21 protein-coding genes, 3 pseudogenes and 1 riboswitch are annotated in these 21379 nt (G+C 72.0%); of the genes and pseudogenes, 11 read left to right on the top strand and 13 right to left on the bottom strand.

The features are described from left to right. Positions 1-18 precede the first annotated feature (18 nt). The 5 genes and pseudogenes from AB0912_RS31930 to AB0912_RS31910 all read right to left on the bottom strand — a co-directional run. Entirely contained in the window at positions 19-1032 is a 1014-nt protein-coding gene (locus AB0912_RS31930) for a hemolysin family protein (RefSeq protein WP_366706055.1), read from the bottom strand. Further along, the gene (locus AB0912_RS31925) at positions 1029-2354 is read right to left on the bottom strand and encodes a hemolysin family protein (RefSeq protein ID WP_366706053.1); all 1326 of its coding nucleotides are present in this window, start codon (positions 2352-2354) and stop codon (positions 1029-1031) included. Before AB0912_RS31925 ends, AB0912_RS31930 begins: the two co-directional genes overlap by 4 nt. A gap of 407 nt (positions 2355-2761) precedes the next feature. Next, positions 2762-3187, bottom strand: coding sequence for a GNAT family N-acetyltransferase (locus AB0912_RS31920; RefSeq protein ID WP_366706051.1), 426 nt, complete (start codon positions 3185-3187; stop codon positions 2762-2764). A 102-nt stretch (positions 3188-3289) separates the two neighbouring features. Beyond that, positions 3290-5857: an ABC transporter permease gene (locus AB0912_RS31915; RefSeq protein WP_366706049.1), complete on the bottom strand. Its 2568-nt coding sequence runs from the start codon at positions 5855-5857 to the stop codon at positions 3290-3292. A gap of 292 nt (positions 5858-6149) precedes the next feature. Further along, positions 6150-6923: pseudogene (locus AB0912_RS31910) on the bottom strand (ABC transporter ATP-binding protein); the annotation flags it as partial. A gap of 238 nt (positions 6924-7161) precedes the next feature. Between AB0912_RS31910 and AB0912_RS31905 the strand changes: the two are divergent. The 3 genes from AB0912_RS31905 (at position 7162) to AB0912_RS31895 (ending at position 8533) form a co-directional block, all read left to right on the top strand. Then, entirely contained in the window at positions 7162-7401 is a 240-nt protein-coding gene (locus AB0912_RS31905; protein WP_365870579.1) for a toxin-antitoxin system HicB family antitoxin, read from the top strand. Positions 7402-7405: 4 nt separating this feature from the next. Beyond that, positions 7406-7780: a fic family toxin-antitoxin system, toxin component gene (locus tag AB0912_RS31900; RefSeq protein WP_366706047.1), complete on the top strand. Its 375-nt coding sequence runs from the start codon at positions 7406-7408 to the stop codon at positions 7778-7780. A 126-nt stretch (positions 7781-7906) separates the two neighbouring features. Then, complete coding sequence (locus AB0912_RS31895) at positions 7907-8533, top strand: histidine phosphatase family protein (protein WP_366706045.1); 627 nt, start codon at positions 7907-7909, stop codon at positions 8531-8533. Positions 8534-8694: 161 nt separating this feature from the next. On the opposite strand, the gene bioD is transcribed toward AB0912_RS31895, so the two are convergent. The 3 genes from bioD to bioB all read right to left on the bottom strand — a co-directional run bounded on the left by bioD (position 8695) and on the right by bioB (position 12200). Next, positions 8695-9411, bottom strand: coding sequence for a dethiobiotin synthase (bioD, locus tag AB0912_RS31890; protein ID WP_366706043.1), 717 nt, complete (start codon positions 9409-9411; stop codon positions 8695-8697). Between the two features lies 1 nt (position 9412). After that, entirely contained in the window at positions 9413-10699 is a 1287-nt protein-coding gene (locus tag AB0912_RS31885; protein ID WP_366706081.1) for an adenosylmethionine--8-amino-7-oxononanoate transaminase, read from the bottom strand. 106 nt (positions 10700-10805) lie between these two features. Then, complete coding sequence (gene bioB / locus AB0912_RS31880) at positions 10806-12200, bottom strand: biotin synthase BioB (protein WP_366706041.1); 1395 nt, start codon at positions 12198-12200, stop codon at positions 10806-10808. A 245-nt stretch (positions 12201-12445) separates the two neighbouring features. Between bioB and AB0912_RS31875 the strand changes: the two genes are divergently transcribed. Next, complete coding sequence (locus tag AB0912_RS31875; RefSeq protein WP_366706039.1) at positions 12446-13570, top strand: 8-amino-7-oxononanoate synthase; 1125 nt, start codon at positions 12446-12448, stop codon at positions 13568-13570. A gap of 12 nt (positions 13571-13582) precedes the next feature. Here AB0912_RS31875 and AB0912_RS31870 read toward each other — a convergent pair whose 3' ends face one another. Both AB0912_RS31870 and AB0912_RS31865 read right to left on the bottom strand, forming a co-directional pair. After that, entirely contained in the window at positions 13583-13786 is a 204-nt protein-coding gene (locus AB0912_RS31870) for a DUF397 domain-containing protein (RefSeq protein ID WP_366706079.1), read from the bottom strand. 105 nt (positions 13787-13891) lie between these two features. Then, the gene (locus AB0912_RS31865) at positions 13892-14749 is read right to left on the bottom strand and encodes a helix-turn-helix transcriptional regulator (RefSeq protein ID WP_366706037.1); all 858 of its coding nucleotides are present in this window, start codon (positions 14747-14749) and stop codon (positions 13892-13894) included. Between the two features lie 211 nt (positions 14750-14960). Here AB0912_RS31865 and AB0912_RS31860 point away from each other — a divergent pair, with 211 nt between their 5' ends. Next, the gene (locus tag AB0912_RS31860) at positions 14961-15419 is read left to right on the top strand and encodes an ATP-binding protein (RefSeq protein WP_366706035.1); all 459 of its coding nucleotides are present in this window, start codon (positions 14961-14963) and stop codon (positions 15417-15419) included. Positions 15420-15464: 45 nt separating this feature from the next. Next, positions 15465-15785, top strand: a pseudogene (locus AB0912_RS31855) (LysE family transporter); the annotation flags it as partial. Between the two features lie 161 nt (positions 15786-15946). Here the strand turns inward: AB0912_RS31855 and AB0912_RS31850 are convergent. From AB0912_RS31850 to AB0912_RS31840, 3 genes are all read right to left on the bottom strand, one after another. Further along, positions 15947-16420 (bottom strand): C40 family peptidase, encoded by a 474-nt coding sequence (locus AB0912_RS31850; RefSeq protein WP_366706033.1) that lies wholly within the window; start codon positions 16418-16420, stop codon positions 15947-15949. Between the two features lie 3 nt (positions 16421-16423). After that, positions 16424-16622: riboswitch (cyclic di-AMP (ydaO/yuaA leader) on the bottom strand. 335 nt (positions 16623-16957) lie between these two features. Then, positions 16958-17263 carry a hypothetical protein gene (locus tag AB0912_RS31845; RefSeq protein WP_366706031.1) on the bottom strand — a complete coding sequence of 102 codons (306 nt, stop codon included), beginning with the start codon at positions 17261-17263 and terminating at the stop codon, positions 16958-16960. Positions 17264-17270: 7 nt separating this feature from the next. Then, positions 17271-17906, bottom strand: coding sequence for an ATP-dependent Clp protease proteolytic subunit (locus AB0912_RS31840; protein WP_366706029.1), 636 nt, complete (start codon positions 17904-17906; stop codon positions 17271-17273). Between the two features lie 197 nt (positions 17907-18103). Between AB0912_RS31840 and AB0912_RS31835 the strand changes: the two genes are divergently transcribed. The 5 genes and pseudogenes from AB0912_RS31835 to AB0912_RS31815 form a co-directional block, all read left to right on the top strand. After that, on the top strand, positions 18104-18382 hold the full coding sequence (locus AB0912_RS31835; RefSeq protein WP_366706027.1) for a type II toxin-antitoxin system Phd/YefM family antitoxin: 279 nt from the start codon (positions 18104-18106) through the stop codon (positions 18380-18382). A 425-nt stretch (positions 18383-18807) separates the two neighbouring features. Beyond that, the gene (locus AB0912_RS31830) at positions 18808-19110 is read left to right on the top strand and encodes an urease subunit gamma (protein WP_356801478.1); all 303 of its coding nucleotides are present in this window, start codon (positions 18808-18810) and stop codon (positions 19108-19110) included. A gap of 16 nt (positions 19111-19126) precedes the next feature. Beyond that, entirely contained in the window at positions 19127-19438 is a 312-nt protein-coding gene (locus AB0912_RS31825; RefSeq protein WP_366706025.1) for an urease subunit beta, read from the top strand. Beyond that, on the top strand, positions 19431-21152 hold the full coding sequence (locus tag AB0912_RS31820; protein ID WP_366706023.1) for an urease subunit alpha: 1722 nt from the start codon (positions 19431-19433) through the stop codon (positions 21150-21152). The genes AB0912_RS31825 and AB0912_RS31820 overlap by 8 nt, the downstream gene beginning before the upstream one ends. Next, a pseudogene (locus tag AB0912_RS31815) lies at positions 21152-21379 on the top strand (urease accessory protein UreF); the annotation flags it as partial. The gene AB0912_RS31820 and the pseudogene AB0912_RS31815, both read left to right, overlap by 1 nt.

Below are 21379 nucleotides of genomic sequence, written 5' to 3'. Positions count from 1 at the left end.
TGATTCAGACGACAGGCCCTAGACCGGCTGCCCGAACAGCTCCCGCAGCACGTCCTCCATGGTCACCAGCCCCGTGAGCCGGCCGTCGCTGCCCATCACCGCCGCGAGGTGGGTACGGCTGCGGCGCATGGCCGTCAGGACGTCGTCCAGCGGGGTGCTCTCCCGGACCCGTGCGATCGACCGCATGTCCTCCACGCGGAACGGCAGGTCGCGCGGGGTGGCGTCCAGCGCGTCCTTGACGTGCAGATAGCCGACGATGCGGCGGCGGTCGTCGACGACCGGGAAACGCGAGAAGCCCGACTCGGCCGACAGCCGCTCCAGTTCCTCCGGCGTGACGCCCACGCGCGCGTAGACGACGCGTTCCACCGGCAGCACGACGTCGTGCACGGGGCGGCGGCCCAGTTCCAGGGCGTCGTGCAGCCGCTCCTGGGCCCGGTCGTCGATGAGCCCGGCGGCGCCGGAGTCCTGCACGAGGCGGGCCAGCTCGTCGTCCGAGAAGGTCGCCGCGACCTCGTCCTTCGTCTCCACGCGCAACAGTTTCAGCAGCCCGTTCGCGAAGGCGTTGACCGCGAAGATCACCGGGCGCAGGGCGCGCGAGAGGGCGACCAGCGGAGGCCCGAGCAGCAGCGCCGTCCGTACCGGCTCCGCGAGCGACACGTTCTTCGGGACCATCTCGCCGAGCAGCATGTGGAGATACGTCGCCAGGGTCAGCGCGATGACGAAGGAGACCGCGTGGCCCGCGCCGGCGGGCACGCCCACCGCGTGGAACACCGGCTCCAGCAGATGCGCGATCGCGGGTTCGGCCACGATGCCGAGCACCAGGGTGCACAGCGTGATGCCGAGCTGCGCGGTCGCGAGCAGCGCGGACACGTGCTCAAGCCCCCACAGGACGGCACGGGCCCGGCGGTCGCCCTGCTCCGCGTGCGGCTCGATCTGGCTGCGGCGCACCGAGATCAGCGCGAACTCGGCGCCCACGAAGAAGCCGTTCACGACGAGCGTCGCGAGCCCGATCAGCAGTTGTATGACGGTCATCGCGCACTCTCCTCGGCGTCGTGCGGGGCATGCAGCAGGACGCGGGCGGCCCGCCGGCCCGAGGCGTCCACCACGTCGAGACGCCAGCCGGTCGCGTCGACGGTGTCCCCCTCGGCGGGGATGCGGCCCAGCTCGGCCGCCACGAAACCGGCCAGGGTCTCGTAGGGCCCGTCGGGCACCCGCAGTCCGACGCGCGCGAGCTGGTCGGTGCGGGCGGAGCCGTCGGCTGAGTACAGCGCGCGGCCGTCCTCGTCCGTGCCGACCGGGGCGAGGTCGGGCGTCTCGTGCGGATCGTGCTCGTCGCGGACCTCGCCGACGACCTCCTCGACGATGTCCTCCAGAGTGGCGACACCGGCGGTGCCGCCGTACTCGTCGATGACCACGGCCATCGTGCGGCGGCCCGCCAGCCGGTCCAGCAGCCGGTCGACGGTCAGCGACTCCGGTACGAGCAGCGCCTCCCGCATGATCCGGGAGACCGGCGTCTGCGTCCGGCGGTCGGCCGCCACGGTCAGGACGTCCTTGATATGGGCGACGCCCACGACCTCGTCCAGGCTGTCCTGGTAGACGGGAAAGCGGGACAGGCCGGTCGCCCGGGTCGCGTTGGCCACGTCCTCGCAGGTCGCCTCCCTGGCGAGGGCGATGACCTGGACGCGCGGGGTCATCACGTTCTCCGCCGTCAGGTCGGCGAGGTTCAGGGTGCGGACGAACAGTTCGGCGGTGTCCGGCTCCAGCGCGCCCTCCTTGGCGGAGTGCCGGGCGAGCGCCACCAGTTCCTGGGGGCCGCGCGCGGACGCCAGCTCCTCGGCGGGTTCGAGGCCGAAACGCCGTACGACACGGTTGGCCGTGTTGTTGAGGTGCGCGATGAAGGGCCGGAACGCGGAGCTGAACCAGCGCTGGGGCGTCGCCACCCGCTTGGCCACGGCCAGCGGCGAGGAGATCGCCCAGTTCTTGGGCACCAGCTCGCCCACGACCATCAGGAAGACCGTCGAGAGCGCCGTACCGATGACCAGGGCCACCGAGTGCGACGCGGAGGACGGGATCCCGACCGATTCCAGCGGGCCCGCGATCAGCTTGGCGATCGAGGCCTCGGACAGCATGCCGACGACCAGGTTCGTCACGGTGATACCGAGCTGGGCGCCGGACAACTGGAAGGTCAGGTTGCGTACGGCCTTCAGGGCGCCCGCGGCGCCCCGCTCGCCCCGCTCGGCGGCGCGCTCCAGCTCACTGCGCTCGACCGTGGTCAGCGAGAACTCGGCCGCCACGAAGGCGCCGCAGGCCAGCGACAGCAGAACGGCCACCAGCAGCAGGAGAACTTCGGTCATCGGGTCACCTCCGTCCCATGATCGGCCAGGGTCGGGGGGATCGCGCGATGTCCGCGGCCACCGTGAGGATCACGGCACCGGGTACTGGGAGGCTCGCCCATGGGCGGACGCTCACACCTTTCGTAGGAGGACGGAGTGTTCACCAAGGGTAAAGGAAGGGCAAAGCGTTCTCCTCGGTGGCCCCCGCGCCCCGGGAGGAACCGGGGCCGAGGTCACTCCGGGTCCCCGAATCGGGGCGCGTGACACGCGTGAGCCGGTGAGCGGTCGTACCGGTTCGGCCGGCGCGCCCACTGCTCGGCGAGCCGTCCGCCGGGCCGGGCCGACGCCCGCTACGCGGTGAGCCGTCTGCCGGGCCGGGCCGACGCCCGCTACGCGGTGAGCCGTCTGCCGGGCCGGGCCGACGCCCGCTACGCGGTGAGCGGCTTCACCCAGCGTCGCCAGTGCTCCTCGGGCGCGTAACCGGCGGCCCGCCACGCGTGGTGGGCGGTCTCGTTGCGGGCCAGCACCATCGCGTCCCCGCGCCGCCCGCCGAGCCGTACGAAACGTTCCTCCGCGGCGGCGAGCAGTGCCGAGCCGATGCCGAGGCGTCGGTGGCCGGCGTCGACGGCCAGCCGGTAGAGGTGGCAGCGCCAGCCGTCGAAGCCGGCGATCACCGTGCCCACCAGTTCGCCGTCCCGTTCCGCAAGGAGCAGGGACTCGGGGTCCCGGGCGAGCAGCCGCTCCACGCCGGCGCGGTCGTCGCTGATGCTGGTGCCCTCGGCGGCCGTCTTCCAGAAGGCGAGCACCGCGTCCAGGTCCTCGGGCGCGGCGGCCCGTATACGCAGGTCGGTCATGCGCCGATCCCACCACGGGGCCCGTACGCGGGCACGGCATTCCGCCATCCGGACGGCCACCCGCGTCGCGGCGCGTACGCGGTGCTCACGCCCACACGCCGCTCACTCGTGCGCGATGGCCGCCAGGACGTTCATCCGGGACGCCCGCAGGGCCGGGAGGAGAGCCGCGGCGATGCCCACGACGGCGGAGCCGATCACGACCGCGACGATCGTCGTCCAGGGGATGGCGAGTTCCCTCATCCCCTGGAGCGCCAGCACCCGCTGGACGCACACGCCCCAGACGAGCCCCAGTGCCAGTCCGAGGACCGCTCCGAACACGGCGATCACCACCGACTCCAGCCGGATCATCCGGCGCAGTTGGCGGCGCCCGAGTCCGATGGCCCGCAGCAGTCCGATCTCCCGGGTCCGCTCCACCACCGACAAGCCGAGGGTGTTGACGACACCGAGCACCGCGATGACGATCGCGAGCCCGAGCAGCGCGTACACGAGGTAGAGCAGTACCGCGATCTGGTCGTGCACCAGTTTCTTATAGTCGGCCTGGTCGCGGACCTGCACCTGCGGGTACGGGGTGAGGGTCTTCTCCAGGCGGGGACGCAGCCGGTCCGCGTCGGTGCCCGGGCTCGCGTTCACGTACAGCGCCGAGTCCTGTCCGCCGGGCACGTACTTCTCGACGGTGCCGAAGCCGATGACGAGCCCGCCCCGCATGCCGAACCCGCCGCTGCCGTCCTGGTCGGTGAGGGCGCCCACCGTCAGATCGGTCTTGCGGCCGGCCGGGAACTCGACGGGAATCGTGCTGCCCACCCGGACGCGATGGTCCTTCGCGAACTTGGCGTCCATGGCGATATGGCCGTCCGCGAGCGCCGCCGCGGTGTTTCCCCGCGCGTACGTGACATGGGCGACGTCGTCCAACCGCTGGTCGTAGGCCGCGGCCGACGACTCGATCCGCTTCCCGTCCGGCAGCCGGACCGCGATCGGGGTGAACCGCTGCCGGACGACGAGCCCCACACCGTCCGTGGCCCGCACCTTGTCCGTCAACTCCCTGGAGAACGGTACGAAGTTGTCGTTCTGGAGCACGAAGTCGGAGCCGAGCGTCTTGTCGATCTGGCGGTCGAAGGACTTGCTCATGGAGGCGCTGGCCACCGACATCCCGCCGACCAGGGCGAGCCCCACCATCAGCGCGGCGGCGGTGGCTCCCGTGCGGCGCGGGTTGCGCAGGGCGTTGCGCTGGCTCATCCGGCCGACCGGGCCGAACAGGGCGGGGAAGGCGCCGCCGAGGACCCGGATCACCGGCCGGACCAGCAGCGGTCCCGCGATCACCGTCGCGATCAGGGTCAGCACCACGCCGAGTCCGAGCAGGGAGGCGGACGTCGAGGTCGTCGACGCGGCCGCGCACCCGGCGAGGGCCGCCGCTCCGGCCACCCCGACGACACTCCCGACCACGGCCCGTGTCCGCAACGGCTTGCCGACACCCGCGACTTCGGCGTCCGAGAGGGCCGCCATGGGGGAGACGCCCGCCGCCCGCCGGGCCGGCAGATACGCGGCGACGAACGTGACCCCCACCCCGACGACGTACGCCGCGACCGGAGTCCCCCAACCGATCACCATCTCGGTGGACTTGAGGTTCATGCCGAACGCGGTCATCAGCTTGATCAGCCCCACCGCGAGGCCGATCCCCGCCGCGAGCCCGAGCGTCGAGCCGACCAGGCCCAGCAGCAGCGCCTCGGTGAGCACCGAGCGGCGCACCTGGCGGCGGTCGGCGCCGAGTGCCCGCAACAGGCCCAGTTCGCGGGTGCGTTGGGCGATGAGCATCGAGAAGGTGTTGACGATCAGGAACACGCCGACGAGCACGGCGATCCCGGCGAATCCGAGCATGACGTACTTGATGACGTCCAGGAAACCGCCGAGCTGCTCGGCCGAGGACTTGGCCTGTTCGGCGGCGGTCTTCACGTCGTACCGCGCGCCGCCCAGCTCGGCGGTGACCCGCCGCTTGACCGTCGCGTCGCCCACCCCCTCGGTCGCGTCCACGGAGATGCTCGTGGCGCGGTCGGTGCCTCCGAGCAGCTTCGTCTGCGCCGTCGGGGTGTCGAGGAAGACCAGCGCGGCGCCCGGGTTGGTGGTGGTGAAGGTGGCGATCCCGACGATCCGCACGGTGAACGAACCGGGCTGCGCCTGCACCGTCAGCGTGTCCCCGATGCCGAGGTGCTTCTTGTCGGCGGTGTCCGCGTCGAGCAGCGCCTCGCCGTCGCCCTTCGGCGCGTGCCCGGAGGTCAGCTTCACCGGACTGCGGTCGGTGACCTGCCAGTCCGTGACGATGGTCGGGGCGCCGGTCGTGGGTCCGACCGACTTGTCGGCGCTGTCCACGACCGGCGCGTTCTGCACCGAGGCGTCGACCCGGGCCGCGGCGACTCCGTCGAGCCGCGCGATCCGGTCCGCGAGCGCGGCGGGCACGGTCTCGGTGGCGCCGGTCGGGAGCTGGGAGTTCAGGTCGTTCTTCGGCTGTACGGTCACATCGGCCGAGGTGGAGGCGAAGAGCCGGTCGAACGTCCGGGTGACCGTGTCCGAGAAGATGAGACTGCCCGCCACGAAGGCCACGGACAGCACGATGGCGAGCGCCGACAGGAGCAGCCGCCCCTTGTGCGCGAGAAAGCTCCGCAGTGTCGCCTTGAGCACGAGCGCCTCAGTCCTTGTCGCCGGTGACGTCGCCGGAGCCGGCCGAACGGGACGCGTCACCGGGGTCCGCGGGAGCGCCGGCCGGCCCGGAACCGTCGCCGGAGCCCGGCTCGGTCGGGGAGGGGGCGGCAGCGGGGTCGGTCGCCGCCGGGGAGGGGTCGGCAGGGGAGCCGGTCTCGGTCGGGGAGGGGCCTGCGGGGGAGCCGGTCTCGGCCGGGGAAGGGCCGGCAGCCGAGCCGTCCGCCTCGGTGTCCGCCCCGGTGTCCTCCGCCGCCCGGTCGGCGTAGCTCACCCGGACCGTGTCGAACCGCTTCATCCGTTCCAGCACCGCTTCCGCCGTGGGCCTTTCCGTCTCGTCCACGATGCGGCCGTCCGCGAGGAAGAGCACCAGGTCGGAGTGGGCCGCGGCGCCCGGGTCGTGGGTGACCATGACGACGGTCTGGCCCAGTTCGTCCACGGCCTCGCGCAGGAAGCCGAGGACCTCGAGACCGGCACGGGAGTCCAGGTTGCCGGTCGGCTCGTCGGCGAAGATCAGCTCGGGCCGCGAGGCGAGCGCCCGCGCACACGCGACCCGCTGCTGCTGGCCGCCGGAGAGCTGGGCGGGCCGGTGCTTCAGCCGGTCCCGCAGCCCCAGCGTGTCGATGACCTGGTCGAGCCACTGCCGGTCGGGCTTCTGGCCCGCGATGTCCATGGGCAGCGTGATGTTCTCGGCGGCGTTCAGCGTCGGGATCAGGTTGAACGACTGGAACATGAAGCCGATCCGGTCCCGCCGCAGCCGCGTCAGCTCACGGTCCTTCAGACCGGTGATCTCCGTGTCGCCGAGCCAGACCTGACCGGCCGAGACGGTGTCGAGCCCAGCCAGACAGTGCATCAGCGTGGACTTCCCCGAGCCGGAGGGCCCCATCACCGCCGTGAACCGGCCGCGCGCGATGTCCACGTCGACCGAGTCGAGAGCGAGCACCGCCGTCTCACCCGATCCGTACGCCTTCGTCAGAGCGCGGGCGCGGGCGGCGATCCCGTCCCCCTCCGCGCGGCCAGGTGCCTGCTCCGCAGCCGCTGTGGACAAGGCCGCCTCCTCCGTGTTCGACGTCCGGATTCCCTCGTCATGCGCGTCGTGCCCCTGTCGCGCCCGAGCGTAGTGTGACCGGGGGCACAGCCGGTATCCCCCTTGAGTGCCGGATGCCCTCCATCCCAGGTCGCGCCTCCGGCACGGATGTAAGGGGCACTCTCCACCGGCCTTCTCCACCCTGCCGTCCGGGCTGGCCCTCTTGCCGGTGCTAGCGGTTCCGCGCTAGCTTCGAAGGATGGCGAAGACGCAACTGAACGTCCGGGTGGACGAGGGCACGGCCCGAGCCGCCCGTGAGCGAGCCCTGGAGCGGGGTATGAGCGTGAACCGCTACATCGAGGAACTGGTCCGGCAGGACACCGGCGAGGTGGGCCACACCTTCGTGGAGGCCGCCGCCGATTTCATGAAGCAGTACGAGTCCGTGTTCGCCGAGGAGTTCGGCCCGGACCGTGAAGGCACCCGCGAAGGTCGTCGTTGATCCCTTGAGCAGTCTCAGAGTCGACCTTGCCTGGCTCCTCATGATCGCCGAACAGAAGACACCCGGAGATCCCCAGGTCACCGACTGGGGAGCCCTCGTCGCCGCCGTCAGCCGGCACGAGGCGGAGATCTTCGGTATCCCCGTCTACGACAGCCCGCACGCCCGTGCCGCCGCGCTGCTCCAGCTCCTCCTGCACGTCCCGGCACTCGAACGGTCGAACGCGATGTTCGCCTCCGCCGTCGCGTACGCCTACCTGGTCGCCAGCGGACTGAAGGTCGTCACCTCCCCCGAACAGGTGAGGGAGCTGGCCCGCCTGGTGAAGAACGGCGACACCACCGTGCACGACATCGCCCACGAACTGCGCCGCTGGAGCCTCTAGCGGGACGCCGGCCGGGCCTTCCCCTCCGGGTGGAGCGCCGCCCATCGGCGCGTGGCGGAACCGGTACCCGAGCGCGGAGCGTCCGTGGGTGCACAAGATCGCCAACGGGCCCCGAAGGAGCTTGAGATGACCGGCACGGCCACTCGATACCTCTACCTCGTACGGCACGGCGAGGCGACGGCGGACGAGAGTGGGCTGACCGACGCCGGCCGGCGGCAGGCCACTCTGCTCGGCGAACGCCTCCGCGACATCCCGTTCAGCGCGGTCCACCACGGCCCGCTGCCCAGGGCCGAACAGACCGCCCGCCTGATCGCCGACCAGCTCAAGAGCGCCGCCCCGCCACACGTCTCGGAGGCAGCCGGCGACTACGCACCCCACCTACCGGAACGCGACGAACTCCCCGCCGAATCGGCGGACTTCTACCTGCGGTTCCTCGCCGGCACCACCGAAGAGGAGCGCGGGCGCGGACCCGAGCTGGCCCGGCAGGCGATGGAGCTGTTCAGCGGCCCGGTGGAGGGTGCGGAAGACCGGCACGATCTCGTCGTCACCCACAACTTCCTCGTCGCCTGGTTCGTCCGGGACGCCATGTACGCCCCGAAGTGGCGGTGGCTCGGCCTCAACCACGCCAACGCCGCCCTCACCGTCATCCGCTACGCGCCCGGCCGGCCCGCCACGCTCCTCGTCTCCAACGACATGCGGCACCTTCCGACCGAGCTGCGCTGGACGGGCTTTCCTCCCGAGCCGCACATCTGAGACGCCGTAGTCCGCCGGTCGGAACGCCGTGCCGAGGGCGCGGTGCGAGGTGGGCAGCGGCAGCCCTTTGTCGGCCAAGTAGGGAGGTCGGCTCCCGAGTAGGGAGGTCCGCTCCCGCGCGAACTCCACGGGTGCGCCGCCGGTGGTCCGTCCGGCGGGACTCAGGCCTTGTTGGCGTCCGCGAAGGCGTCGGCGTTCCAGCGTCCGCCGAGCCGGGGGTCCAGCCAACCCGGCGCCCCCGCACGGAAGTCGGCCGGTGCCACCGCGCCCGCTCCCGCCGGGACCGCGCCCAGCAGCGGAGCACCGCACACGGCCGGCAGATCCGCCAGGTTGCAGCGCATCGCCAGGTCCGGCGCGGCCGGCCAGCTCCCGATGACGATCCCCGCGAACTCCAGCTCACGGGAACGCAGTTCACGGGCCGTCAGCTCCGTCGCGTTGAGCGTGCCGAGGCCGGCGGACGTGACGACCAGCACGGGCGCGTCGAGCAGCCGGGCCGCGTCCGCCAGGGTTCCGTCCGCGTCGTCGAAGCGGACGAGCAGACCGCCCGCGCCCTCGACGAGCACCAGGTCGTGCTCGGTCGCCAGCTTGGCCGCGGCCTCGGCGACATCGCGCGGCGGTACCGGCGCGAGGCCGGCCCGCCGGGCGGCGGTGGCCGGGGCCAACGGCTCCGGATAGCGGCCGAGTTCGAGCGTCGTGACCGCGCCCGCCAGCCGCGCCGCCTCGTCGGCGTCGCCCCGCTCTTGCGGGCCCACGCCGGTCTGCGCGGGCTTGAGGACGGCCACCGACCGCCCCGCCGCGAGCGCCGTGGCGGCGACGGCCGCCGTGACGACCGTCTTGCCGACCTCCGTGCCCGTTCCCGTGATCACCAGTACCGGCATCTCAGCCCTCCCGCGCCGCCGCGCACACGGCGCGCGCGATCCGTTCGACGTCCCTGTCACCCGTCACGTACGGCGGCATCGTGTAGACGAGGTCGCGGAACGGCCGCAGCCACACGCCCTCGCGCACGGCGGCAGCCGTCGCCGCCCTCATGTCCACCTCGTGGTCGAGCTGGACGACTCCGATCGCGCCGAGCACACGGACATCCCGTACACCCGGCAGGGTGACGGCCTCCGCGAGGCCCTCCCGCAGGCCCGCCTCGATCCGCTTCACCTCGGCGCGCCAGTCCTGGCCGAGCAGCAGGCCGACCGACGCGCACGCCACCGCCGAGGCCAGCGGGTTGCCCATGAAGGTCGGGCCGTGCGCCAGCACCGGAACCTCGCCGCGCGAGATGCCCTCGGCCACCCGCGCGGTGCACAGCGTCGCCGCCATCGTCAGATAGCCGCCGGTCAGCGCCTTGCCGACACACATCACGTCCGGTGCCACGCCCGCGTGGTCCGCCGCGAACAGTTCGCCCGTCCGCCCGAAACCGGTCGCGATCTCGTCGAAGACCAGCAGCACCCCGTGCTCGTCGCACGCCTCCCGCAGCACCCGCAGATACGCGGGGGAGTGGAACCGCATCCCGCCCGCGCCCTGCACCACCGGCTCCACGATCACCGCGGCCAGTTCGTGCGCGTGCGCGCCGATCAGCTCGCGCAGCCGGCCGGCGTAGGACTCGTCGTACTCCGTCGGGGGCGCCTCGGCGAACACCTGGCGGTGGAGCACGCCCTGCCACAGCTCGTGCATCCCGCCCTCGGGGTCGCACACCGACATGGGCTGCCAGGTGTCGCCGTGGTAGCCGCCCCGCCAGGTCAGCAGCCGGTGCTTGGCCGGGCGGCCGAGCGAACGCCAGTACTGGAGGCACATCTTGACGGCGACCTCGACGGAGACCGACCCGGAGTCGGCGAGGAAGACGTGCTCCAGACCCTCCGGCGTGATGTCGGCCAGCAGCTTGGCGAGCCGGACGGCGGGCTCGTGGGTGAGCCCGCCGAACATCACATGGCTCATCCGGTCGAGCTGGCCGCGCGCCGCCTCGTTGAGGACCGGGTGGTTGTAGCCGTGGATCGCCGACCACCAGGACGACATGCCGTCGACCAACTCGTCCGGACCGCCGGCCAGCCGCAGCCGTACCCCGCTCGCCGACTCCACGACCAGCGGTTCCTGCCGGCCGGGCATCGGCCCGTACGGATGCCAGACATGCCGCCGGTCGAGGTCGAGCAGCTCGCGCACGGACAGGTCCGGCGCAGACAGGTCAGACGCAGCCCGGCCCGGCACCGGCAGGTCAGGCGCCGACAGGTCCGGCACAGGCAGGTCAGACGCAGCCAGGTCAGACGCAGCCAGGTCCGGCACGGACAGCTCAGGCATTGGGCGCGAGGTCCGTTCCGGCGCCACGGCGGCGGACGGCGACGAGGTCGGTCCGGGCGCCCGCGGGCACCGTCCGGGCGCCGGCCTTCTCCGCCGTCGCCTCCTTCTCCGCCGTCGTCTCCCTCTCCGCCCTCGCGGCCTGCGCCGCCGCGGTCTGCTCCGGTGTCGCCCGTGTCCCAGCGACCTGCGCCCCGGTGGCCGGTGCCGGTGCCGCCTCGACCGCAGCCGTTGGCACCGACCCGCACACCCCGCCGCCCTCATGGGAGCCGCAACCGCCGCCCGCGTGCGAACCGCAGCCGGCCGCCTCGGCGTGCGCCCCGCACCCGGCGCCCTCTCCCGCCGTGTCCCCGGCCGGGGAGTGCGACCCGCAGCCGCCCGCCGTGGCGCGGTGCTCGGGCAGCGTCACCTCGCCGGCGTTCTCCACTTCGAAACCGGCGTCCGCGATCATCTCCAGGTCGGCCTTGCCCGCCTGGCCCTCGCTGGTGAGGTAGTCACCGAGGAAGATCGAGTTGGCGAGGTGCAGGGCGAGGGGCTGGAGGGTGCGCAGATGCACCTCGCGGCCACCGGCGATCCGCACCTCTGCGTCCGGGCAGACGAACCGGACCATGGCGAGGATGCGCAGGCACCGCTGCGGGGTGAGGTTCCACTCCTTGGCGAGCGGGGTGCCCTCGAACGGGATCAGGAAGTTCACCGGCACGGAGTCCGGGTCCAGCTCACGGAGCGCGTACACGACGTCGACGAGGTCCTCGTCCGTCTCGCCCATGCCCGCGATCAGGCCCGAGCAGGCGGACAGCCCCGCCGCGTGCGCCTTCTGGACGGTGTCGACCCGGTCGGCGTACGTGTGGGTGGTCGTGATCTCCCCGTACGTCGCCTCGGACGTGTTCAGGTTGTGGTTGTACGCGTCCGCGCCGGCCTCGCGCAGCCGCTCGGCCTGGCCGTCGGAGAGCAGCCCGAGGCAGGCGCACACCTCGACGTTCTGGTTCTGGTCCTTGATGGCCTTGATGGTGTCGGAGACCCGCTCCACGTCCCGGTCCGTCGGGCCGCGCCCGCTGGCCACCAGACACACCCGCTTGGCGCCTCCGGCCAGCCCCGCCGCGGCGGCGCGCGAGGCCTCGTCGGGCTTCAGCCAGGTGTACTTCAGGATCCCGGCCTGCGAACCGAGACGCTGCGAGCAGTACGAGCAGTCCTCCGGGCACAGGCCCGACTTCAGGTTGACGAGGTAGTTCAGTTTCACCCGTCGCCCGAACCAGTGCCGGCGCACCCGGCCGGCCGCGGCCACCACGTCGAGCACGTCGTCGTCGGACGTGGCCAGTACGGCCAGCGCCTCCTCGCGGGTCGGCAGCTCGCGCCGAAGCCCCTTGTCCACCAGCGTGTTCAGCAGGTCCATGAGGCCCGATCCTGGCGTATACGACCGCCCCCGGCCAAGGAGAGATCGGACAACAGACGGGGTTCGACGTGTGGGTATTGCCACATCCTGGGCGGCTGGTCCGGCCGCTAGGGTCTGTGCACTGCCTACAAAACACTGCCGACAATGCACTGTCTGCACAGCACTGCCGACAATGCACTGCCTGCGCAGCACTGTCTGCGCAGCACTGCCTACAGAACACCCGTCACGAGGGTCCGGAGGGACACATGGCGTTCGGCTGGATCGAGGAGCAGGCCGCGGCGCGCCGGGCGGCCGGGCTCGTACGGACCCTGCGCCCGCGCCCCGCCGACTCGCCGCTGCTCGATCTCGCGAGCAACGACTACCTCGGACTGGCCCGCCACCCGCTGGTCACGGCAGCCGCGGCGGACGCGGCGCGCACCTGGGGCGGCGGCGCGACCGGCTCCCGGCTGGTCACCGGCACCACCGAACTCCACACCGAACTCGAACGCGAACTCGCCGATTTCTGCGGCTTCGAGTCCGCGCTCGTGCTGTCCTCCGGCTACGCGGCCAACCTCGCCGCCGTCACCGCCCTCGCCCCGCACGGCTCGCTGCTCGTCTCGGACGCGGGCAACCACGCCTCGCTGATCGACGGCTGCCGGCTCGCCCGGGGGAGCGTCCAGGTCGTCGGGCACGCGGACCCGGCCGGTGTGCGCAAGGCGCTCGGCATCCACGAGGGACTGGCCGTCGCCGTCTCGGACACCGTCTTCTCGGTCGACGGCGACGCGGCACCGCTCGCCGAACTCGCCCTCGCCTGCCGGGAGTACGGGGCCGGGCTGATCCTCGACGACGCGCACGGGCTCGGTGTCCTCGGCGCCGGTGGCCGGGGCGCGCCGCACGCGGCGGGACTCGCGGGGGACCCGGACGTCGTCGTGACGGTCACGCTGTCCAAGTCGCTGGGAAGCCAGGGCGGCGCGGTCCTCGGCCCGGCGGCGGTCATCGACCACCTCGTCAACGCGGCACGCACCTTCATCTTCGACACCGGGCTCGCGCCGGCCGCGGCGGGGGCGGCCCTGGCCGCGCTGCGGCTGCTGCGCCGCGAACCGGAGCGTGCGGCGCGGGCGCGCGCGGTGGCCACGGAGCTGCACACCCGGCTGACCGCCGAGGGCCTGTCGGCGGTACGACCGGACGCCGCCGTCGTCTCCGTGCGGGCACCGTCCCCCGAACGGGCCCTGAAGTGGGCCGCCGACTGCCGCGAGGCGGGCCTCGCCGTCGGCTGCTTCCGTCCCCCGTCGGTGCCCGACGGTGTGTCGAGGCTGCGGCTGACGGCCCGCGCGGACCTCACCGAGGAGCAGATCGGGCGCGCGGTGGACGTGATCAGCAGCAACCGGTGAACCGGTCCCGGGTCAGACCAGGCCGGTGAGGAACCCCTCCCAGGCGGCAGGGGCGAACAGCAGGGCGGAGCCCGCCGGGTTCTTCGAATCGCGAACCGCGACCGTCCCGGACCACGGGCCGGAGCCGGGGCGCGCCGTCTCGACGCAGTTGTTCATTCCCGTGCTGCGGCTGCTGCGCAGCCATCGCACGTCGCGCAGTGAAGCACTGTCGCGCAGTGAAGCACTTGAGGTAACGCGAGTACTTGGAGGGGTGGAAGGGATGGAAGAGGGGGGAGTGCTGGGGGGTACGTTCCGAGGCGATGCAGACATGGGGGTGCCTCCTTACGCGCCGTCACTTATCCCGGCGATGTAGTCCAACGAGTCCTCGGGCGAAAGGGCGTGGAACCGAAGGGTGTCGAAGGCCTCCGTATAGGCCTGAAGGTCTTCTTTCCGTTCGAGATAGAGGCTACTCGTCAAGTGGTCTAGAACAACCACATCCAGATCAGTTGTGTTCGAAAAAGAGAAGACAACGAAAGGTCCGGTGATCCCGATGTGCGCCCCGGCGCTGAACGGGAGTACCTGGAGCCGGACTTGGGGCAGCGCCGCCGCCTCGCGCAGCCGGCGCAGTTGACGGGCCATCACCTCGGGGCCGCCCACCTCCCGCCGCAGCACCGCCTCGTCGAGCACGGCGCACAGCTCCAGCGGGCGATCGGCGGTCAGGACGTCCTGCCGGGCGAGCCGCACCTCGACCAGTGTGTCCAGCTCACTCTCCGCCAGCCCGTCCACGGCGGCCCGTGTCACCGCGCGCGCGTACTCGGGCGTCTGCAACAGCCCCGGTACGACGGACGTTTCCAGGGTGCGCATCACGCTCGCCTCCGACTCCAGGCTGATGAAGTCGCGGTACGCGGGCGGCAGCACTCCGCGGTAGGCGTGCCACCAGTGGTGCCGGCCGTTGCCCTCCGCCCCCGCCAACACGACCAGCAGCTCGCGCAGTTCGGCGTCCGCCACACCGTAGGCGTCCAACAGCCGCTCCACGTCGGCCGGTTTCACCCCGCTGGTGCCGGTCTCGATGCGGCTCACCTTCGACTGGTGCCAGCCGAGCAGCCGGGCCGCCTGGCCGCTCGTCAGGCCGGTGCCCGTGCGCAGCGCGCGCAGCTCGGCGCCGAGCTTGCGGCGGCGCACCGCGGGACCGTGCTGCATGGTCGTTCTCCTTACTCCTCCCAAACCGCCCGAATACGCTCTGCCGACGCAGAGTTCACCGCATCGAGCGACAGATATATGCATTACTCGGTGGATCGCACCCGTGACCGGCCCGGTGATGGCAGTCTGGCGCAAGCACCAGTCCGGGACCGTACTCGAACCATCCGCTCCGTGTCGGACGCCGGTCCCGTGGGAAAGGGACGACGTCGCCATGGCAGATCACCAGGAAGCAGCCGTCACTCTGCCGAGCGAGGCCGTCTCGGTTTCCGTGGCCCGGAAATTCGTCGCGGAAGTACTGGCCGAATGGGGCCTGCCGGGCGACGCGGAGATCGCCGAGACGGTCCGTCTGATCGTCTCCGAACTGGCCACCAACGCCGTTCAGCACACCTTCGGGCAGTCGCCCACCTTCACGGTCGACGTCCGTCTCGACCGGGAGGAGCGTCTGCTGATCGGCGTCACCGACAGCCACCCGCGCTTCCCGAAGCGACTGCCCGCGGCGGTCCAGCAGGACAATGGCCGTGGCATGGTGATCATCCGCTGGCTCGCCAAGGAATGCGGAGGCCGGCTCGGAGTGCGCCCGACCCGCGAGGGCGGCAAGACGGTCTTCATCGAACTGCCCTGGACGCCGGCGGCCCAGCCCATCGCGGCCGGAGGACCACCCGAGTCGTAGCCCCACCCGAGTTCCACGCCCTACCGCCCCACGTCCCGCCGTCCTGCGACAGCCCGCAGGACGGCCGGCCGGCCGCTGCGGCAGGGCTTCGTGACCAACGCCCTCAACCCGAAGGCACCGATCACCTTCCTGAGCCCGCTGCCGCAGTTCGTCCCGGCGGGCAGCCCGGCGATGCCCCGGACACCGCTCCTGGCCCTGACCGTGGCGGGGCCGGCCCCGCTGTGGTTCCCGGCGGTCGCATTGCTGGTGGACCGCCGGGGCCCCCGGCCGCGCCGCCCCCGCACCGCCCACGCCATGGGCGCGGCCACGGGCGGCGCACTCACCGCCCTCGGCGTCCTGCTGCTCCTGGAGCCGCTGAGGGGCTGAGGGGCAGCCACAGGGTGGGCGGAGCGAGGCGCCGACCGCATGGGCCGGCCGGAGTGCTCCCCGGGCGCCCCGGAGTGATCCCGGGATGGCGCGGAGGGCGCCGACCGGCCGAGCGGGCGGGAGTCTTCCCGGGGCGGCGGTCGGCGCCGCCCCGGGACAGGTCAGCTCACCCGGCCGTACCAGACGCTCTTCGTCCAGATCTTCTGGAGCTTCACCACTTCCCCGGTCTTCGGGGAGTGCCAGATCTTTCCCTTCCCGGCGTAGATGCCGACGTGGTAAACGCTCCGGCCCGAGTGGAAGAACACGAGGTCCCCCGCCTTGCGGCTCGATGCGGAGACGTGGTGCGTCTTGTTGTACTGCGCCGCGGCCGTACGAGGCAGCTTCTTGCCCGCCTTCTTGTACGAGTAGAGCGTGAGCCCGGAGCAGTCGAAGCGGTGCGGTCCCGTGGCACCGTACTTGTACGGGGCGCCGTGCTTCGAGGCCGCGACCTGGAGTGCCTTCGTCGCGGTCGTGGCCGCCTGGGCGTCGGGTGCGACACCGGGGACCACGAGGCTGCCGCCGACGGCGGCGATGGTGAGGGCCGAGGCCGTACCGGCCCTGGTCCACAGCGACGGGACACGATTGAGCGCAGTCATGCGCAACCCTTCGTCAGCCGCCTGTGAAGGATGACCTGTCGGATTCGGGCTGGCGAAGTTGCCCGGCCGCTACTGCGGCTTCACCCCAAGGTCCGCCCGGAAAACCGCTCCGGCGGACCGTCGTGCTGGGTCCTCCACTCCTGCCGATCCACTTCTGTCGACCGGTCATCCGGGCGGCGGCAGGACTCGGCGTCCGCCCGGATCGCCCCGCCGCTGCGGCGGGGGCTTGTCGTCGGAAGGGATCTTCACCCATGAACGTCGGGAAATCCGAGCGGAACCGGTGTTTTGTGGGCTTACTCACCACTCACCCGTTCGGGTGGACACCCCTCTGTTCGACGGGGTGTTGGGGAGACCGGCGACGCCCGCACCTGCACCGGAACCCCCCATTCCGCCTTTCTGACCTCCGTGTTGCGCAAGTCGAGGGGGTTCGAGAAAGGCCCGATTTCTACGCCATCGGGGGGTCCACCATCTGGTGCGTTTGAGTCGCGGCCCGGACAACCGGCCCGGCGGCGCACACCGGCCCGGATCTCGGCCGCCTCAACTGCCGGACACGGGCGGCACCGTGACGCGAGCGGCCCGCCGCTCACCGTCCAGCACCCGCAGCGCCTGGGCCAGGGTCGGGGCGTGCACCTCGCTCTCGCCCCGCTGGTGCATCAGCGCCAGCGCGTCCCGCAGCGCCGTCGCCTTGCCGACCAGCGCCTGTGCCGCGCGAAGCCCCCGGTAGGTGTCGCCGGGCCGGGCCGGGTTGATCCGGCCGACCAGGTCGACGACGTCGAGATAGCGGTCGATCAGCTCCGCCTCCGCGTGGGTCAGTGCCGGCAGCGGAGGGAGGTCGGGGATCATCCGCCGCTCACCTCGCCCCGGGTGCGCCGGACGCCGCCCCGCGGCCCGGCACGATCCGGTCGACCAGCCCGTACTCCCGGGCCGCCGGCGCGTCGAGGAACAGGCCCCGCTCGATGTCCGCGGTCACCCGCTCGGCGCTCTGGCCGGTGTGCCGGACGAGCATCTCCTCCAGCGTCGCGCGGGTGCGCGCCAACTCCTCGGCGCGCACGAGCAGATCGCTCGCCTGCCCCCGTACGGGCTCCGGGGCCGCGGGCTGGTGGAGCAGGACGCGCGCACCCGGCAGGGCGAGCCGCTTGCCGGGCGTCCCGGCGGCCAGCAGCACGGCGGCGGCCGGCCCCGCCTGGCCCAGGCAGACGGTCTCCACGTCGCAGGAGACGAACCGCATCGTGTCGTAGACGGCCGCCATCGCGCCGAACGATCCGCCGGGCGAGTTGATGTACAGCGAGATGTCCCGGTCGGGGTCGTGGTGTTCGAGAAGGGTCAAACGCGCCATCACGTCGTTCGCCGACGTGTCGTCGATGGGCGTCCCCAGGGACACGATCCGCTCGTCGAGCAGCTTCGCGTACGGATCCAGCGTCCGCTGTCCCGCGCTGGTGCGTTCGCTGAACTCCGGCAGGACGGTGCGGGCGGACGGGCGGTGCATGGGCACGCCTCCTCGCGGTCGATGGATCGACGTCTGTAAAAAATGTACAGGACGTACGTCACCCGGGAAGAGGTCCATGCTGACAGCGAAACGGCCTTGTCAGGGCCGCGGAGAGCCATTCCCCGGACGGCGCGTGCCGCCGTCCGGGAAGATCTCGGCCCCCGCGGACGCCGGTACGACCGGTCTAAGCTGGGCTCATGGCCTACGAGATTCCGGTGACCCAAGCCAGGGCCGAGCTGGCCGAGCTGATCAACCGTGTCGTCTACGGCGGCGAGCGCGTCGTCGTGACGCGGCACGGGAAGCCTCTCGTCGCCCTCGTCTCCGCCGCCGACCTCGAACGCCTCGAAGAACTCCGCGATCCCGCCGACGAGCCGGTGATCAGCTCCCTGTCCAGCGTCCGTGACGTGGCGTCGGCGCCCCGCGAGCGTCAGCGCTTCGGCATCGCCGCCGAGCACCGGGGCCCCAACGCCTCCTGACCGCCCGCCGGTTGAGCAACCCCATCTCCCAGAGTCCGCGTACCGCCCGCCGTCCGTGCCCTGGCACCCCGCGCATCCCGTATACGGTCGGCCGCCGTCGCCCCGGTGTCGCACCCGGGTCCCGGGTGACCCGGCGGCCATGATGGTGCGGTCCGCCTGCCGGTCCCTGTCCGGAGGCGACGACGCGAGGGGAGCGCGCCGTCCCGCGTAAGGGCCCGCCCAGGTACCGGTCATGAGTGGATCAAGGGCTGGTTAACGTAGTTGAAACTCCGTCCAACTAGCCTGCCGATCCACGCCGCCAGGGGTTCTTGTGCCCGGAATCGACAAGAACGCGACAAGTGTCGGTGTGTTACATCTATCTCGTCGCGATGGCTGCGGCACCCGGGCCCCGCACGGTCCGGAGCGAGACTGTGAGGTGGGAAGCCGTGCAACTGACCCCGCACGAGCAGGAGAGGCTGCTGATCCACGTGGCGGCCGACGTGGCCGAGAAGCGCCGCGCCCGCGGCGTGAGACTGAACCATCCCGAAGCCGTCGCGCTGATCACCTCGCACATCCTGGAGGGCGCCCGGGACGGCCGCACCGTCGCCGAGCTGATGTCCTCCGGACGCAAGATCCTCACCCGTGACGACGTCATGGAAGGCATCCCCGAGATGATCCACGACGTCCAGGTCGAGGCGACCTTCCCCGACGGGACCAAGCTCGTCACCGTCCACGACCCGATCGTCTGACGGGGGAGCGAGCGCCATGATTCCCGGAGAGATCCTCTTCGCCGACGGACCCGTCCGCTACAACGAGGGCCGCGAGGTCACCCGCCTGACCGTCCTGAACGCCGCCGACCGGCCCGTCCAGGTCGGCTCCCACTACCACTTCGCCGAGGCCAACCCCGGACTGGACTTCGACCGCGACGCCGCGCGCGGCAAGCGGCTCAACGTCGCCGCCGGCACCGCCGTGCGCTTCGAGCCCGGAATCCCCGTCGACGTCGAACTCGTCCCGATCACCGGCGCCCGCGTGGTGCCCGGACTGCGCGGCGAGACCGGAGGTGCCCTCGATGCCTGAGATCTCCCGTGCCCGGTACGCCGATCTGTTCGGCCCCACCACCGGCGACCGCATCCGCCTCGCCGATACCGACCTGCTGATCGAGATCGAGGAGGACCGCTCGGGCGGCCCCGGACTCGCCGGTGACGAGGCCGTCTTCGGCGGCGGCAAGGTCATCCGCGAGTCCATGGGCCAGTCGCGCGCCACCCGCGCCGACGGCACCCCGGACACGGTCGTCACCGGCGTCGTGATCGTCGACCACTGGGGGATCGTCAAGGCCGACGTCGGCATCCGCGACGGCCGGATCACCGGCATCGGCAAGGCCGGCAACCCGGACACCATGGACGGCGTCCACCCCGACCTGGTGATCGGCCCCGAGACCGAGATCATCGCGGGCAACGGGCGCATCCTGACCGCCGGCGCCATCGACGCGCACGTGCACCTGATCTGTCCGCAGATCGCCGACGAGGCGCTGGCCTCCGGCATCACCACCCTCGTCGGCGGCGGCACGGGCCCCGCCGAGGGCTCCAAGGCGACCACCGTGACGCCCGGCCCCTGGCACCTGGCCCGGATGCTGGAGTCGATGGAGGGCTACCCCCTCAACTTCGGTCTGCTCGGCAAGGGCAACACCGTCTCGCACGACGCGATGCTGTCGCAGATCCGCGGCGGCGCGCTCGGCCTGAAGATCCACGAGGACTGGGGGGCGACGCCCGCCGCCATCGACGCCGCCCTCACGGTGGCCGACCGCACGGGCATCCAGGTCGCCATCCACACCGACACCCTCAACGAGGCCGGCTTCGTCGCCGACACCCTCGCCGCGATCGGCGGGCGCGGCATCCACGCGTACCACACCGAGGGCGCGGGCGGCGGGCACGCCCCGGACATCATGTCCGTGGTCTCCGAGTCGTACGTGCTGCCCAGCTCGACCAACCCGACCCGCCCCTACACCGTCAACACCGCCGAGGAACACCTCGACATGCTGATGGTGTGCCACCACCTGAACGCGGCGGTGCCCGAGGACCTCGCCTTCGCCGAGTCCCGGATCCGGCCCTCCACGATCGGCGCCGAGGACATCCTGCACGACCTGGGCGCCATCTCGATCATCTCCTCCGACTCCCAGGCCATGGGCCGGGTCGGCGAGGTGATCATGCGGACCTGGCAGACCGCGCACGTGATGAAGCGGCGCCGGGGCGCGCTGCCCGGTGACAGCGGGGCCGACAACCACCGGGTACGTCGCTATGTCGCCAAATACACGATCAACCCGGCGCTCGCGCAGGGCCTCGCGCGCGAGATCGGCTCCGTCGAGACCGGCAAGCTCGCCGACCTGGTGCTGTGGGAGCCCGCGTTCTTCGGGGTCAAGCCGCACCTCGTCATCAAGGGCGGAATGATCGCGTACGCCCAGATGGGTGACGCCAACGCGTCCATCCCGACGCCGCAGCCGATCCTGCCCCGGCCGATGTTCGGGGCGATCGGACGGGCCCCGGCCGCGAACTCGTTCAACTTCGTGGCGCCGCTCGCCATCGAGGACGGGCTGCCGGAACGGCTCTCGCTCGGCAAGCGGTTCGTGGCCATCGACTCGACGCGGGCGGTCACCAAGGCCGACATGCGCGAGAACGACGCCCGGCCCGACGTGCGGATCGACCCCGACAGCTTCGCCGTGCACATCGACGGCGACCTCGTCGAGGCGACCCCGGCGGCCGAACTGCCCATGGCCCAGCGTTACTTCCTCTTCTGATGTCGCGCGCCGCACTGCTCGTCCTGGCCGACGGCCGGTTCCCCGCCGGAGGGCACGCGCACTCCGGCGGGGCCGAGGCCGCCGTCAAGGCCGGGCGGATCACCGGAGCGGCCGGCCTGGAGGAGTTCTGCCGGGGCCGGCTGCACACGGCCGGACTCGTCGCGGCCTCGCTGGCCGCGGCGGCCGCGATCGGGGTCGACCCGGTCGCGCTGGACGCCGCCGCCGAC

This window comes from Streptomyces sp. NPDC007084 (assembly GCF_040703595.1).
Lineage (GTDB): Bacteria > Actinomycetota > Actinomycetes > Streptomycetales > Streptomycetaceae > Streptomyces.
The sequence above is the reverse complement of the archived record's forward strand: the minus strand, read 5'-3'. Positions and strand labels throughout refer to the sequence as shown.

Excerpts from the sequence above, each read along its gene's own strand:
- AB0912_RS31860 (WP_366706035.1), top strand. The coding sequence starts at position 14,961 with ATGGCAGATCACCAGGAAGCAGCCGTCACTCTGCCGAGCGAGGCCGTC.
- AB0912_RS31825 (WP_366706025.1), top strand. The coding sequence starts at position 19,127 with ATGATTCCCGGAGAGATCCTCTTCGCCGACGGACCCGTCCGCTACAAC.
- AB0912_RS31820 (WP_366706023.1), top strand. The coding sequence starts at position 19,431 with ATGCCTGAGATCTCCCGTGCCCGGTACGCCGATCTGTTCGGCCCCACC.
- AB0912_RS31845 (WP_366706031.1), bottom strand. The coding sequence starts at position 17,263 with ATGATCCCCGACCTCCCTCCGCTGCCGGCACTGACCCACGCGGAGGCG.
- AB0912_RS31930 (WP_366706055.1), bottom strand. The coding sequence starts at position 1,032 with ATGACCGTCATACAACTGCTGATCGGGCTCGCGACGCTCGTCGTGAAC.
- AB0912_RS31875 (WP_366706039.1), top strand. The coding sequence starts at position 12,446 with ATGGCGTTCGGCTGGATCGAGGAGCAGGCCGCGGCGCGCCGGGCGGCC.
- bioD (WP_366706043.1), bottom strand. The coding sequence starts at position 9,411 with ATGCCGGTACTGGTGATCACGGGAACGGGCACGGAGGTCGGCAAGACG.
- AB0912_RS31925 (WP_366706053.1), bottom strand. The coding sequence starts at position 2,354 with ATGACCGAAGTTCTCCTGCTGCTGGTGGCCGTTCTGCTGTCGCTGGCC.
- AB0912_RS31895 (WP_366706045.1), top strand. The coding sequence starts at position 7,907 with ATGACCGGCACGGCCACTCGATACCTCTACCTCGTACGGCACGGCGAG.
- AB0912_RS31835 (WP_366706027.1), top strand. The coding sequence starts at position 18,104 with ATGGCCTACGAGATTCCGGTGACCCAAGCCAGGGCCGAGCTGGCCGAG.
- AB0912_RS31920 (WP_366706051.1), bottom strand. The coding sequence starts at position 3,187 with ATGACCGACCTGCGTATACGGGCCGCCGCGCCCGAGGACCTGGACGCG.
- AB0912_RS31865 (WP_366706037.1), bottom strand. The coding sequence starts at position 14,749 with ATGCAGCACGGTCCCGCGGTGCGCCGCCGCAAGCTCGGCGCCGAGCTG.
- bioB (WP_366706041.1), bottom strand. The coding sequence starts at position 12,200 with ATGGACCTGCTGAACACGCTGGTGGACAAGGGGCTTCGGCGCGAGCTG.
- AB0912_RS31850 (WP_366706033.1), bottom strand. The coding sequence starts at position 16,420 with ATGACTGCGCTCAATCGTGTCCCGTCGCTGTGGACCAGGGCCGGTACG.
- AB0912_RS31905 (WP_365870579.1), top strand. The coding sequence starts at position 7,162 with ATGGCGAAGACGCAACTGAACGTCCGGGTGGACGAGGGCACGGCCCGA.
- AB0912_RS31840 (WP_366706029.1), bottom strand. The coding sequence starts at position 17,906 with ATGCACCGCCCGTCCGCCCGCACCGTCCTGCCGGAGTTCAGCGAACGC.